This is a genomic window from Streptomyces sp. NPDC001153 (assembly GCF_053598315.1).
This window is the reverse complement of the sequence record NZ_JBSFJZ010000057.1, coordinates 1-14,869: the sequence shown is the minus strand read 5'-3', so window position 1 is coordinate 14,869 and position 14,869 is coordinate 1. Positions and strand designations below refer to the sequence as shown.

At 72.3% G+C, this 14,869-nt stretch carries 8 protein-coding genes; all 8 read left to right on the top strand.

All coding sequences use genetic code 11. From position 1 onward, the window contains the following. The first annotated feature begins 222 nt into the window (after positions 1–222). Complete coding sequence (mftE, locus tag ACWDEN_RS41630; RefSeq protein WP_351613848.1) at positions 223–930, top strand: mycofactocin biosynthesis peptidyl-dipeptidase MftE; 708 nt, start codon at positions 223–225, stop codon at positions 928–930. A gap of 43 nt (positions 931–973) precedes the next feature. Beyond that, positions 974–4,033, top strand: coding sequence for a BTAD domain-containing putative transcriptional regulator (locus ACWDEN_RS41625; RefSeq protein WP_351613850.1), 3,060 nt, complete (start codon positions 974–976; stop codon positions 4,031–4,033). 66 nt (positions 4,034–4,099) lie between these two features. Beyond that, on the top strand, positions 4,100–5,338 hold the full coding sequence (locus ACWDEN_RS41620; RefSeq protein ID WP_351613853.1) for an FAD-dependent monooxygenase: 1,239 nt from the start codon (positions 4,100–4,102) through the stop codon (positions 5,336–5,338). 323 nt (positions 5,339–5,661) lie between these two features. Continuing rightward, positions 5,662–7,140, top strand: a complete 1,479-nt coding sequence (locus ACWDEN_RS41615; protein WP_450863141.1) for an AMP-binding protein — start codon at positions 5,662–5,664, stop codon at positions 7,138–7,140. Beyond that, complete coding sequence (locus ACWDEN_RS41610) at positions 7,137–8,384, top strand: type III PLP-dependent enzyme domain-containing protein (RefSeq protein WP_351613859.1); 1,248 nt, start codon at positions 7,137–7,139, stop codon at positions 8,382–8,384. Before ACWDEN_RS41615 ends, ACWDEN_RS41610 begins: the two co-directional genes overlap by 4 nt. Beyond that, positions 8,377–8,877 carry a cobalamin B12-binding domain-containing protein gene (locus ACWDEN_RS41605; RefSeq protein ID WP_351613861.1) on the top strand — a complete coding sequence of 167 codons (501 nt, stop codon included), beginning with the start codon at positions 8,377–8,379 and terminating at the stop codon, positions 8,875–8,877. Before ACWDEN_RS41610 ends, ACWDEN_RS41605 begins: the two co-directional genes overlap by 8 nt. Continuing rightward, entirely contained in the window at positions 8,874–10,211 is a 1,338-nt protein-coding gene (locus ACWDEN_RS41600) for a methylaspartate mutase (protein WP_351613864.1), read from the top strand. Before ACWDEN_RS41605 ends, ACWDEN_RS41600 begins: the two co-directional genes overlap by 4 nt. A gap of 129 nt (positions 10,212–10,340) precedes the next feature. Next, positions 10,341–14,869: type I polyketide synthase (locus ACWDEN_RS41595; RefSeq protein WP_450863138.1), on the top strand; the 4,529-nt coding region annotated here is incomplete at its 3' end.

Below are 14,869 nucleotides of genomic sequence, written 5' to 3'. Positions count from 1 at the left end.
TACGGCACGCGGCCCACGCGAACAGCACGACGTGCGACCGGAGCCGAAACCGGGCGGACGGCGGCGAGGCTCGGCGCGGTGTCGGCCGGGACGCCGGGGACGGACGTGCCGAAGGCCGAGGCCGGGGGCGCGCGCACGGAACGACATGCCGCGCGAACAGAACGACCGCGCGAGGCCGCCGTCGGCCCGCGCAGTCCTGGGAGACGGAAAGGTGTGAGACGGATGCCCGAGCCGCGCAGGCTGGCCGGGACGACGTGGCCGGAGATCGCCGCCACGGCCGACCGGAGTGTCCTGGTCGTGCCGGTGGGGTCCACCGAGCAGCACGGGCCGCATCTGCCCTTCACGGTGGACACGGACATCGCGCTCGCGCTGGCGGAGCGGCTGGCGGCGGCCCGGGAGTGGGTGGTGCTCGCCCCGCCCGTGCACTACGGCTCCAGCGGAGAACACGCCGGGTTCCCCGGCACCCTGTCGATCGGGCAGCAGGCCACCGAACTGCTGCTGACCGAACTGGGCCGCTCCGCCGACGCGTTCGCGGCCGTCGCGTTCGTCTCGGCGCACGGCGGCAACGCCGGTCCGGTGCGGCGCGCGGTGGAGCGGCTGCGCGGCGAGGGGCGCCAGGCGTACTTCTGGGAGCCGAAGGGGGATCCGGCCGACAGTCACGCCGGACAGGCCGAGACCTCGGCCATGCTGGTGCTGCGGCCCGGCGCCGTTCGACTGGAACGGGCGGAGGCGGGGGACACCCGGCCGTTGTCCGTCGTCCTGCCCGAGCTGCGGCGCGGCGGGCTGCGCGCGGTCAGCGTCAACGGGGTGCTCGGGGATCCGACCGGAGCCCGTGCGGCCGGCGGGCGGCTGCTGCTGGACGCCTGGGCGGCTGGTCTGATCGCGGCCAGCGGATCCTGGCGTCCCGGCCACAACCCGCACCAGCCGTAACCTGCGGTCCAGTTGACGGATGGGTATGGGACACAATCTGACTGTGCAGTTCACGATTCTGGGTCCGATGGAAGTGCGGGACGCCGAAGGCGAACCGCTGGAACTGGGCGGTCCGCGGCCGCGTTCGGTCCTCGCGCTCCTGCTGTCGTCCCCCGGCCAGGTGGTGACCACGGACCGGCTGATCGACGAAGTGTACGGTGACGAGCCGCCCGCGGGCGCCGCCAACGCCCTCCAGTCCCAGGTGTCCCGGCTGCGGCGTCGGCTCGGCGTGCGGATCGAGTCGCTGCCCACCGGCTATCGGCTGGACATCGATCCCGACGACGTCGACGCGCACCGGTTCGAACGCCTCGCGCAGCAGGGACGACAGGCCCTGGCGGCGGGCGACCACGCACGGGCCGGCTCGCTGCTGCGGGAGGCCCTCCAACTGTGGCGGGGACCGGCCCAGACGGGGCAGGCCGAGCGGTTGGAGGAGCTGCGCCTGACGGCGAGCGAGGACCGCTTCGAGGCGGAGCTGGCCCTGGGCGAGGCGGCGTCCCTGGTGCCCGAACTGCAGGAGCTCGTCGCGGCGCACCCGCTGCGCGAGCGGCTGTGCGGCCAGTTGATGCGGGCGCTGCACGGCAGTGGCCGGCAGGCCGAGGCGCTGAGCCTGTACGAGCGGACGCGGGCAACACTCGCCGAGGAACTCGGAGCCGACCCTTCGCCCGAACTGGCGGCTGTGCACCTGGAGTTGCTGCGGTCCGCGAGCGCTCCGGCGCAGGCCGCCCCGCGGGGGGTGCCCGCCCAGTTCACCAGCTTCGTGGGCCGGGAGACGGAGTTGCGCCGCATCGGCGACCTGCTGCGCAGCGCGCGTCTGGTCACGCTGATCGGACCCGGTGGCGTGGGCAAGACGCGGCTCGCCGTGGAAGCGGCCGGCCGGGAGACGGGCGATGTGTGCTTCGTGGAGCTGGCGCCGCTGGCGGACGGCGCACAGATCGCGGCCGCCGTGCTCGGCGCCCTGGGGCTGCGGCCCTCGTCGGGCGGCGGCCCGGACTTCGAGGAGCGTCTGGTCACCGCACTCGCCGAGCGGTTGCTGCTGCTGGTCCTGGACAACTGCGAGCACGTCCTCGAGGACACCGCCCGCCTGGCACGCCGGCTGCTCGGGCAGTGCCCTGGGGTGCGGGTGCTGGCGACCGGCCGCGAGGCTCTGGGGCTGACCGGTGAGGCGCTGTGCCCGCTGTCCCCGCTGGAACCCCGGTCGGCCGTACGGCTGTTCCAGGACCGGGCGGCGGCGGTGTCCCCAGCTTTCGCGGCTCGCGCGGAGCAGGACGAGCAGGCCTCGGTCGTGGAGCGGATCTGCGTCGCCCTGGACGGACTGCCGCTGGCGCTGGAACTGGCGGCGGCCCGGCTGCGGACGCTGTCGGTGGAGGATGTGGCCGCCCGCCTGGACGACCGCTTCCGCCTGCTGTCGCGCGGTGACCGCACCGCGGCGCCCCGGCACCAGACACTGCGTGCCGTGGTGGAGTGGAGCTGGGAGCTGCTGGACGACGACGAACGGGCGATGGCCCGCAGACTGACGGTCTTCGCGGGCGGGGCGACCCTGGCGGCCGCCGAGGCGGTCTGCGGACTGCCCGACGCGGAGGAGCTGATCGACTCGCTCGTGAGCAAGTCGCTGCTGGAGGCCCGCGACGGGCGGCTGAGGATGTTCGAGACGGTGCGGGCGTTCTGCGCCGAGCGGCTGGCGGACTCCGGGGAGGAGGAGCGCTTCCGCGCGGCCCATGCCGGGTACTTCCTGGCGCTGGCGGAGCGGGCGGAACCCTTCCTGCGCCGCACGGAGCAGGTGGAGTGGCTGGCGCGGCTCGCCGCCGAGCAGGACAACTTCCAGGCGGCGCTGCGCTGGTCGGTGTCGGCGGACGCGGTGCTCGGGCTGCGTCTGATGTCGGCCCTGACCTGGTACTGGTGGCTTCGCGGCCTGCATGGCGAGACCGCCCCGCTGGCCGCGGCCCTGCTGGCGACTGCGGGCGACGAACCACCCGCGGAGCTGGTGGAGGAGTACGTGCTGTGCGTGCTCAACGCCTATGCACAGGACCGCTCGTCCCCGGCGGCCGACTCCCGGCTGGACCGGGTGGAGGACATCCTGCGGGACCTGCGCAGGCCGCTTCGGCGGCCGGTGCTGACCGTGCTGTGGGCGGTCATCGGCGGGCCGGGCCGGGCGTCCGACGACAGCGTCCGGCGCCGCCAGATCGGCTCGGACACCTGGTCCAGGGCGGTCAGTCTGATGGGAGGCGGCTTCGAGCCCTGGTACGAGGGACGCCCGGGCGAGGCGGAGGAACAGTTCGCCACGGCGCTGGCGGGTTTCCGGGAGACCGGGGACCGCTGGGGCATGGCGAACTCACTCGATCCGCTGGCGATGTTCGCCGACTGGCGCGGGGACCGGCGGCTGGCCCTGGCCAGGCTGGACGAGGCGCTCCGGCTGGTCGGCCAGCTCGGTGCCCCCGAGGAGACCGCCGACCTGCTGCGCCGCCGCGCCGACGTCCTGCTGCACGACGGCGAGCTGGACCAGGCGGTGACACACTACGAGCAGGCTGCGGAGGTGGCCCGGCGCATCGGCATCCTGGACAAGGTGGCCGCGGCGCAGCGCGGGCTGGGCGACGTGGCACGGCTCTCCGGCAAGACGGCCGAGGCACGTCACTGGTACGAGCGCGCGATGGCCTCGGTCGCGGACGGCTGGACCGGGGCCGCGGAGATACAGCAGGTCTTCACCGGGCTCGGCCGCACCGCGGAGTCCGAGGGGCGGGTGGCGGAAGCCCGGTCCTGGCACGAGCGTGCGCTGACCCTGGCGCAGGAGCGCATGACCCCGGCCGAACTGGCGGTCGCCGCCGAGGGCTTGGCCGGGCTGGCCGTGTCGGAGGGGGCGGGGGAACGCGCCGCCGTACTGCTCGGGGCGGGGGTGACGCTGCGGGGCATGCCGGTCGCCGGGGATCCCGACGTCGCGCGGATCGCCGCCGCAGCCAGGGAACTGACCGGCGAGGAGGCGTACGCGCGCGCCTACGGCCGGGGTCTCGCGCTGTCCCAGGGAGGAGCGCTGACCGTCCTTGGTCAGGGACGGTCAGCGGACGGTACCTGACCGGTAAGCGGCCCCGAGCATGCTCTGTTCCGGAAGCGGAAACGACGACCGGACGAGGAGCATCCCATGAACGAGACCCCGCGCCAGCCCCTGCAGGGCATGACCGTGCTGATCTCCGGCGCGAGCGTCGCCGGCCCGGCGCTGGCCCACTGGCTCAGCGGCTACGGCTGCACGGTGACCGTGGTCGAGAAGGCCCCGGCGCTGCGCGGGGGCGGCTTCACCGTGGACTTCCGCGGCGACGCCCACCGGACGGTGCTCCAGCGGATGGGCATCTGGGAGGAGATCCACCACCACCAGACCCACATGGGCGAGCAGGTGATGCTCGACGCCGCCGGCCAGGAGCAGCTGACGCTGCCGCCGGAGTTCATGAGCGGCGAAGTGGAGATCTTCCGCGGTGATCTCTCCCGGATCCTGTACGAGCGGACACGGCAGAGCGTGGAGTACGTCTTCGGTGACTCCATCACCTCGCTCTACGACTGCGGTGACGGGGTGTGGGCCGGCTTCGAGCGGTCGGCACCGCGCCGCTTCGACCTGGTGGTGGGCGCGGACGGGCTGCACTCCAACGTGCGGCGGCTGGCCTTCGGGGACGAGTCCCGGTTCCTGCACCACCTCGGCTACTACGTCGCCGGTTTCGACGCCCCCAACCACCTCGGTCTGGACCGCTCCGCCCGCTGGTTCAACGCCCCGGGCCGGGCGCTGAGCATGTCCAACTACGGCGACAGCCCGGACCGGGCGATCGTCTCCATGGTCTTCTCCTCCCCGGAGCTGTCGTACGACCGGCACGACATCGCCCAGCAGAAGCGGATTCTCGCCGACCGGTACGCCGGTCTCGGCTGGGAGGTGCCCCGGGCGCTGCGCGACCTCGACGCGGCGGAGGACCTCTACTTCGACGCGCTCGCCCAGATCCGCATGGACCGGTACTCCAAGGGCCGTGTGGTGCTGCTCGGGGACGCCGGCTACGGCGCCACCATGGGTGGCATGGGCACGGGGCTGGCCATCGTCGGCGCCTATGTGCTGGCCGGGGAACTCGCGCTGCACCGCGATCACCGCACCGCGTTCGCCGCCTACGAGGCCGGGATCCGGGAGTTCGCCGAGGGGTGCCAGAAGACTGCGGCCGGCGCCGGGGGGTTCCTCGCGCCGGCAACGGACAAGAAGATCCGCAGCCGCAACCGCACCTACCGGATGCTCAGCTCCCGTCTGATGTCCGGCATCTTCGACCGGCTCTCGGTGAAGGCGGCCAACAACATCCGGCTCACGGACTATCCGGCGGCGGTCGGCACGTCGGCGGCCTTCGCTGCCGCGTAGCCCGTGGCACGGGCCGCGTCCCGTCCGGGTCAGGTGACCCGGACGGGACTTTTTACATGCCGCGTTCCGGCGGCGGTCCAGGGAAATTCGAGGCTCGTCCCCCCGTGCCCCGGAACTCTGGGCATTCTGCGGTACGGACCCTTTGATAGGGGGAGTTAGGGGTTTGACCGCTCCTCCCTCCTCCATACCGTGGTCGTCGAGGTTTCGTTCCGGGATTTCGTCCCGGGATATCAACGAACCGAGCCATAACTCGAGGCAGGAGTGCGGCCTTGGTCAGCCACTCGTATTCGGCACGCGAAGACACAGGAAAACTTGTCCATGGCTTGCTGGACGACGCCGCCGCCGAAGTGCCGGACGCTCCCGCGATCCGTGACGGGTCCGGATCATGGACGTACCGGGAACTGAGCGAATACAGCCAGGCGTTCGCCCTCTGGCTGCGTGAGTCGGGTGTCGGCCGGGGCGACCGCATCGTGCTTCAGCTGCCGACCGGGCGGGAGCTGGCGGCCATGTTCTACGGGGCGGCCCGGTGCGGTGCCGTCTTCGTGCCGGTCAACCCCAGTATGAAGACGTACCATCTGCGCCACGTCGTCGCCAACGCCGAACCCAGGCTGCTCATCGGCGACGCCGCGACGGCGGGGAGTCTGCGGGAGATCGCGAGCCCGGTGCACCAGCTGGACCAGGTGTGGGCCCAGGTGGAGGAACTGCGCGGCAGCGCCGACCGCTTCGAGCCCGAGCCGGTGCGCCCCGACGACGTGGCGACTCTCATCTACACCTCGGGCAGCACCGCCGCCCCCAAGGCGGTCGTGTGCCCGCACTCCCAGGTGACCTTCGCCTCCCGCGCGCTCACCGAGGCACTCGGCTACCGGTCCGACGACGTGGTTTTCTGCCGGTTCCCGATGTCCTGGGACTACGGCCTGTACAAGGTCGTGATGACGTGCGTGGTGCGCTGCGAGATCGTGCTCGCCGACCGGGAGTCCGACCTCCTGCTGCTGCGGCGGATGCGGGAGGTCGGTGCCACGGTGGTGCCGATCGTTCCCTCGTTCGCCTCGATGATCCTCAGCCTGTCCCGTCGGCACGAGGGCGGTCTCCCTCCGGTGCGCATGTTCACCAACACCGGGGCGGCCCTTCCGCAGTCGACCATCGACGCACTGCGCGAGATGTTCCCGGGCGTCCGCGTGGTGCGCCAGTACGGCCAGACCGAGGCCAAGCGCATCACCGTGATGCCGCCCGACGAGGATCTCCAGCGCCCCGACTCGGTCGGTCTGCCGCTGCCCGGCACCCGGGTGCTCATCCTGGACGCCGAGGGACGCGAGGTGCCCACGGGCGAGGTGGGGGAGATCGTCGCCGTGGGCCCGCATGTGATGCCGGGCTACTGGAACAGCCCGGACACCACCGCGAAGGCCTTCCGACGGCTGCCCGCGACCGGTGAACCCTGCCTACACACCGGTGACTACGGCTGCCTCGACGCGGACGGATACCTCTACTTCCGCGGTCGCCGGGACGACATGTTCAAGCGCAAGGGCTTCCGGATGAGCACCCTGGAGATCGAGGGCGCCGCGATGGACATCCCCGGGGTCAGGGCCGCCGCCGCCATCCCGCCGAGCGAGCGGCACGACCTCGCGCTCTTCGTGGAGAGCGACCTGAAACCGGCCACGGTCCTCAAGGAGATGGCGGCCCGCCTGGAGCCCGCGAAGGTCCCCGCGCTCTGTCGCGTCCTGACCGACTTCCCCCTCACCCAGCACGGCAAGAACGCCCGCCAGGCACTGACCGAACTGCTGCTCGTCGAGGGGAGCGGACGATGACCGCCCGGACACCGGACCCGACCGACCTCGCCCGCCGCTACGGCACCCCGCTGTACGTGTACGACCTGGACCGGGTCCGCGCCGCCCGGCGTGACCTGTTCGGCTGGCTTCCCGACGGGTTCGAGGTCTTCTACGCCTTCAAGGCCAACCCGCACGTCGATCTCGTACGGGCGCTGCGCGAGGGCGACGGCCCGGCCTGCAAGGCCGAGATCAGCTCGACGGGCGAGCTGGCGGCCGCACTGGAGGCCGGGTACCCCGGCACCGACATCCTCTACACCGGTCCCGGCAAGACCCCCGGGGAGCTGCGCGAGGCGATCGCGAGCGGCGTGCGCTGCTTCTCCGCCGAATCCCTGACCGACCTGGAGCACATCGGCGAGTCCGCGCTGGAGCACGGCGTCGTCGCCGACTGCCTGCTGCGGATCAACAGCGCCAAGGCCGGCGCCACCACCAGTATCCGGATGACCGGCGTACCCACCCAGTTCGGCATCGACAGCGAGACGATCCCCGACATCGCCCAGCGGCTGCGCGAGGTGCCGGGCACCTCGATCGCCGGTCTCCACCTCTTCTCGCAGAGCAACGCGCGCGACGAAGCGGCACTGATCGGTGAGCTCACGCACACCATCGCCGTGGCCGCGGCGATCGAGGAGGATCTCGGCGTTCCGCTGCGCCTGCTCGACATCGGCGGCGGCTTCTCCGTGCCGTACGCCCAGGCCGGCGAGCGTGCCCGCTACCCCAAGCTCAAGGCCGAGCTGGAGGCCTCGCTGGACGTGCACTTCCCCCGCTGGCGCGAGGGTACGCCGCGGCTGGCGGTGGAGTCCGGACGGTACCTGGCCGGCGACAGCGGCACACTGGTGGCCCGGGTCAGCAACGTGAAGGTCAGCCGGGGCAAGAAGTTCGTGATCCTCGACGCCGGCATCAACACCTTCGGCGGGATGTCCGGGCTGGGCCGGCTGCTTCCGGTGTCGGTGCACGTCCCGGCCGACGGTGAGACCGAGCAGGCCAGCCTGGTCGGGCCGCTGTGCACGCCGGGCGACGTACTCGGCCGTCAGATCGAGGTGCCGGTGCTGTCCCCCGGTGACCTCGTGCGCATCCCCAACGCGGGGGCGTACGGGCCCACGTCCAGCCTGCTGATGTTCCTCGGCCGCCCGGCGCCCACCGAGGTCGCGGTCGGCGGCGGCGAGATCGTCTCCGTCTCCCGCATCGAACACGTACGCACCTGGGTCGAGGAGCGTGGCGATGACTGAGCGGACGGCCGTGGAGACGACCGAGCGGGCGTATCCGGCCCCCTCGCGCGGGACCGTGGTCATCAGTTCGCTGGCCTCCGATTCCCACACCTGGAACCTCGTCTTCCTCCAGCTCCTCATCGAGGAGTGCGGGTACGAGGTGGTGAACCTCGGACCGTGCGTGCCCGACGAACTCCTGGTCGCCGAGTGCAGCGCGCGCCGGCCGGAGATGATCGTCATCAGCAGCGTCAACGGGCACGGCCACCAGGACGGCATGCGGGTCATCGAACGGCTCCGGGACTGCGATCCGCTCGCCGCGACGCCCATCGTGATCGGCGGAAAGCTGGGCACGGACGGGGGCGAGGGGCAGGACCGTACGGGCGAGCTGATCGCGGCCGGGTTCGACGCGGTCTTCGAGGACGGCAAGGAGCCGATCGCGGCGTTCCGGACCTTCCTCGACGCACTGCCGCGGCCCGTGCAGCGGTTCACCGAAATGCCCAGGATCTCCGCATGACCGGGACCCCGCCGGTGCGGCCCCAGGAGGCCCGGCCGCCAGTGGACTTCGGGGAGTTCGTGCGTACGGCGGGCGGCCATGGCCGCCTGGTCGTACAGCCCCGAATGGGCTTCGGCGACCCGGAGAAGATGCGCGAAGGACTGGCGGCCACGAAGGCGGCGGAGGCCACCACGGTGGGCACCCTGACCCTCGACAGTTACACCAGGGTGGGCGACCTGGAGGCGGTCGAGAGCGCTCTGCGCAGGGGAATCGACCTCAACGGCTACCCGGTCGTCACCCATCCGCCCGCCACCACCGCCGCGGTGCTGGACGGGCTGCGGGACGACACCTTCCCCGTGCAGATCCGGCATGGCTCCGCCACGCCCATCGACATCTTCTGGGCGATGATGCGGCTCCGGCTCAACGCGACCGAGGGAGGCCCCGTTTCCTACTGCCTCCCCTACGGGCGTACGCCGCTTGCCGACGCCGTCCGCAACTGGGCGGGCTGCTGCGAACTCTTCGCGCGGTTGCGGGAGGTGGGGATCGAGCCGCACCTGGAGACGTTCGGCGGCTGCATGATGGGACAGCTGTGCCCACCCAGCCAACTGGTCGCCATCAGCCTCCTGGAGGCGATGTTCTTCGCCCAGCACGGCATCCGTTCGCTGTCGCTCAGCTATGCGCAGCAGACCGACATGCGGCAGGACCAGGAGGCGGTGGCCGCGCTGCGCAGGCTCTGCGCGGAACTGCTGCCGACCCGGAACTGGCACATCGTGATCTACGCCTACATGGGGGTCTACCCCGAGACCTCCCGGGGCGCCTACGGGTTGCTGGCCAGGGCCGCCGAACTGGCCGTGACGAGCGGTGCGGAGCGGCTCATCGTCAAGACGGCCGCGGAGGCCCGCCGCATCCCCACGGTCTACGAGAACGTCCTGGCACTCGAATACGCGGCGCACTCCGCACGAGTGGCGGCACGCCAGGAAACTCCGGACGCGGCCGGGATCCCGGCCGACTCCCAGACCTACCTCGAGGCGCGTGCGCTGGTGGAAGCCGTCCTCGGACTCGACGCCGATCTCGGACGCGCCCTGCTCACCGCGTTCCGCCGCGGGTACCTCGACGTGCCGTACTGCGTGCACCCCGACAACGCGGGCCGCACACGCAGCCGTATCGATTCCGACGGCAGGCTCCGCTGGACGGATATCGGGAATCTTCCACTGGCCAAAATCGCGGAGCTGGGGCAGTCGAGAAGGATTACCTCGGCGGACCTGATGAATGACCTGTACCACGTGCGGCGCACGTTCGACGAACCGCCGCAGGAGCTCGGTGAACCGATCACCGCGCAGCTCGTCCACGATTAGTGGACCAGTAGGGGCGCATTAGGGGTGTGGATGCGTACAGGCCCCGCCCTAGTGTGTCGACTCCGGGTGTATCCCGGATATTTGACCATTCCTGGCATGGCGACAGCAATTTAGGTGTGGAGTGTGCCGATGAGCGGGTCCGGAAGCAGCTTCATTTCTGACTCCCAGCACGAGCCGGACGGCGCCCCGGACTCCCGGTCGGCTCTGGTGCGTCGGCTGGAGCCGATGCCGGCCGCCGAACAGGTCCGGGTCCTGCTCGACCTGGTGCGTGCCGAGTCTCTGGAGATCCTGCGCGCGATCCGCCCGGAACCGCCGGCCTCGGTCCACCCCGAGCTGCCCTTCAAGGAGCAGGGCCTGGACTCTCTGGGGCTGGTCGCCCTGCACACGCGGGTGAACGAGGTCACCGGACTCGCCCTGCCGCCCACGGTCGCGTTCGACCACCCCACTCCGGCCTCGCTCGCTGCCTTCCTGCGCGCCGAACTGCTCGGCTCCGGCGCCGAACCGGACATCGCCGCCCCGGTGACCCGGCTGGCGGCGGACGACGACGATCCGATCGTGGTGGTCGGCCTCGCGTGCCGCTTTCCCGGCGGCGTCGAGAACGCCGACGACCTGTGGACACTGGTCAACGACGGCCGCGAGGTGCTCTCGGACTTTCCCACCGACCGCGACTGGGACCTGGAGAACCTCTTCGACCCGGACCCGGCCACGCCGCGCAAGAGCTATGTGACAAAGGGCGGGTTCCTCGACACCGCCACGCAGTTCGACGCCGACTTCTTCGGCATCAGCCCGCGCGAGGCGCTCGCCATGGACCCGCAGCAGCGGCTCGTCCTGGAGACCGCCTGGGAGGCCCTGGAGGACACCGGGATCGCCCCGGACTCGCTGCGCGGCAGCCGCACCGGTGTGTTCATCGGCGCCGAGGTCCACGACTACGGCGTCAAGGCGAGCGAGGCTCCCGAAGGCCTCGACGGCTACCTGATGATCGGCACCGCGCCCAGCGTCGCCTCGGGACGGATCTCGTACACGCTGGGGCTGGAAGGCCCCGCGATGACACTGGACACCGCCTGCTCCGGCGCCGTCGTCTCACTGCACCTGGCCGCTCAGGCGCTGCGCCGGGGCGAGTGCTCGCTCGCGCTCGTCGGCGGTGTGACCGTGATGGGCAGCCCCAGCATCTTCACGTCCTTCAGCCGCCAGCAGGGCCTGGCACCCGACGGCCGGGTCAAGGCGTTCGCGGCGGCCGCCGACGGCACCGGATTCTCCGAGGGCGTCGGCCTGCTCGTGGTCGAGCGGCTCTCCGACGCCCGGCGGCTCGGCCACACCGTGCACGCGGTGGTCCGCGGCACGGCCGTCAACCAGGACGGCGCCAGCAACGGCCTGACCGCGCCCAGCGGCATCGCGCAGCAGCGCCTGATCCGCCAGGCACTCGCCGACGCCGGACTGACCTCGGCGGACGTGGACGCCGTCGACGCCCATGGCACGGGCACCAGGCTGGGCGACCCGATCGAGGCGCAGGCGATCCTCGCCACCTACGGCCAGGACCGCCCCGAGGACGAGCCGCTGTGGCTCGGCTCCGTCAAGACCAACCTGGGTCACACCCAGGCGGCCGGCGGCGCGGCCAGCATGATCAAGATGATCATGGCGATGCGGCACGGCACTCTGCCCACGACCCTGAACGTCGACGAGCCCTCTCCCAACATCCGCTGGGAGTCCGGCAACGTGCGCCTGCTCACCGAGTCCCGGCCGTGGGTACGCGGCGACCGCCCGCGCCGGGCCGGTGTCTCCGCCTTCGGCATCAGTGGCACCAACGCACATGTGATCCTGGAGGAGCCACCCGCCCTCAAGGACGCCGGCACCCCCGTGCGGGACATCCCGCAGCCGGCCGCCCGGGTCCTTCCCCTGGCCGTCTCGGCGGGCTCCGCCCCGGCCCTGCGCGCCCAGGCCGAGCGTCTGCTCGCCTTCCTGGCCGACCGGCCCGAGGCCGGCCTCACCGACATCGGGTACTCGCTGGCCACGACACGCGCCACGCTCCCGCACCGGGCGGTCGTCCTGGCCGACGACCGCGCCGGCGTCGAGCGCGCGCTGCGCGCGGTCGTCGGCGAACACTCGGCACCCGGTCTGTTCCTCAACCCGCTGGGCCAGGGCGCCGACACCGCGGGGCGGCTCGCCTTCCTGTTCACCGGACAGGGCAGCCAGCGGCTGTCGATGGGCCGCGAACTGTGCCGCACCCACCCGGTCTTCGCCAAGGCCCTCCAGGACGCCGTCGGCCACCTCGACCTCCAGCTCGACCTGTCCCTGTGGGACGTACTCTTCGCCCCCGAGGGCAGCCCGGAGGCGGAGCTGCTGCACCAGACGCGGTACGCGCAGTGTGCGCTGTTCGCCGTGGAGGTGGCACTGTTCCGGCTCGTCGAGTCCTGGGGGGTGCGCCCCGACTACCTGGCCGGACACTCCGTGGGTGAGCTGGCCGCCGCGCACGCCGCCGGTGTGCTGAGCCTGGAGGACGCCGCGACGCTGGTCGCCGCCCGGGGCCGGCTGATGCAGGAACTGCCCGCCGACGGCGCCATGGTGGCTCTCCAGGCCACCGAGGACGAGGTGCTGCCGCTGCTGACCGACCGGGTGAGCATCGCCGCGATCAACGGGCCGTCCTCCGTCGTCGTGTCCGGCGAGGAGAGCACGGTCCTGGAGATCAAGGCGCACTTCGACGGGCTGGGCCGCAAGACCAAGCGGCTGCTGGTGAGCCATGCCTTCCACTCGCCGCTGATGGAGCCGATGCTGGCCGAGTTCCGCCGCGTCGCGCAGATCATGACGTACCGGGCTCCGCAGATCCCCGTCGTCTCCAACGTGACCGGGCAACTGGCCACCACGGAGCAGCTCTGCTCGCCGGAGTACTGGGTCGAGCACGTCCGTGAGGCGGTCCGTTTCGCCGACGGCATCCGCTTCCTGGAGACCGCCGGGGTCACCCGCTACCTCGAACTCGGCCCGGACGCCGTGCTGTCGGCGATGGGCCAGGAGTGTGTCGGCGGCAGCACGCAGGCCACCTTCGTCGCGGCGCTGCGCCGTGACCGCGACGAGCAGCGCGAGCTGCTCTCCGCCCTGGCCCTCCTGCACACCTGCGGCACCCCCGTCGACTGGGCCGCCTGCTACGACGGCCTGGACGCCCGCAGGATCCCGCTGCCCACCTACGCCTTCCAGCGCCGCCGCTACTGGCTGAGCGCCCCGTCGTCGAACGGCGACCCGGCCGGCCTCGGCCAGACCGCGGCGAGCCACCCCCTGCTGGGTTCCGTACTGACCCTGGCGGAGGGCGGCGACGGCACCGGCGGCGTGGTGCTGACCGGACGGGTCTCACTGCGTTCCCATCCGTGGCTGGCCGACCACGTCATCGCGGGTGTCCCGCTGCTGCCCGGCACCGCCTTCGTGGAACTCGCCGTGCGGGCGGGCGACGAGGTCGGCTGCGCGCTGGTCGAGGAGCTGACCCTCGAGGCCCCGCTGGCGCTGCCCGTCACCGGCGGTGTCGCGCTCCAGGTGGTCATCGGCTCCGCGGACGCGGACGGCCGTCGCACGGTCGGTTTCTTCTCCCGTCCCGAGGACGCCTCCGACGAGGGCTGGACACGGCACGCCACCGGTGTGCTCGCCGCATCCGCGGCCCAGGAGGCGACCGCCGAGTCCTTCGGCATGACCCAGTGGCCGCCGTCCGGCGCCGAGTCCGTCGACATCACCGCGCTGTATCCGGACATGGCCGAGAACGGCTACGGCTACGGCCCTGTCTTCCGCGGGCTGCGGGCCGTGTGGCGGCGCAACGGCGAAGTGTTCGCCGAGGTCGCCCTGGACGGCGACACCGCCTCCCGGGCGGGCGCCTTCGGGCTGCACCCTGCCCTGCTGGACGCCGCGCTGCACGCCACCGACTTCGCCTCGCCCGAGCCCGTCCCGGACGGCACCCGGCTGCCGTTCGCCTGGACCGGTGTGTCGCTGTACTCCGCCGGCGCGTCCGCGATCAGGGTCCGGATCACCGCGACCGGCACGGATTCGGTCTCGCTGTCGGTCGCCGACGCGTCAGGGGCGCCGGTGGCCCGGATCGACTCCTTCGTGCTGCGCCCGGTCGACACCGGGCAGCTGCGTGCCGCGCACGGCGGCGCCGCCACGCCGCTGCGGGTGGAGTGGTCCTCCGTCACGGCCCCGGCGGCCTCCGGCGCCGACGGCTGGAGCGTGCTGCGCCTCGACGGCTCCGACGGCGACATCCTCGACGTGGTGCGCGCCCACACGGGCCGTGTTCTGGCTCACCTGCAGACCTGGCTGGCCGACGAGTCCGGGGACGACACCCGGCTCGCGGTCGTGACCCGGGGCGCGGTCGCCGCGGCTGCCGGCGACACCGTCGATCTGGGGCTCGCCCCGGTGTGGGGCCTGGTGCGTGCGGCGCAGGCGGAGCATCCGGGCCGGATCGTCCTGGTCGACGCCGACGCCGGCACCGACGACCGGCTGCTGTCCTCGGCTCTGGCCACCGGCGAGCCCGAACTGGCCGTTCGCGGCGGGGAGATACGTGTCCCGCGCCTGGTGCGGCCCGCGGAGTCCGGGGAGGGGACGGCCGCTGTCTGGGACGCGGAGTCCACCGTGCTGATCACCGGCGGCACCGGCGGCCTCGGCGCCCTCGTCGCCCGCCACCTGGTCAC

Bases quoted from the DNA above. Each gene is read 5' to 3' on its own strand.
- mftE (WP_351613848.1), top strand. From the start codon at position 223: ATGCCCGAGCCGCGCAGGCTGGCCGGGACGACGTGGCCGGAGATCGCC.
- ACWDEN_RS41620 (WP_351613853.1), top strand. From the start codon at position 4,100: ATGAACGAGACCCCGCGCCAGCCCCTGCAGGGCATGACCGTGCTGATC.
- ACWDEN_RS41610 (WP_351613859.1), top strand. From the start codon at position 7,137: ATGACCGCCCGGACACCGGACCCGACCGACCTCGCCCGCCGCTACGGC.
- ACWDEN_RS41605 (WP_351613861.1), top strand. From the start codon at position 8,377: ATGACTGAGCGGACGGCCGTGGAGACGACCGAGCGGGCGTATCCGGCC.
- ACWDEN_RS41600 (WP_351613864.1), top strand. From the start codon at position 8,874: ATGACCGGGACCCCGCCGGTGCGGCCCCAGGAGGCCCGGCCGCCAGTG.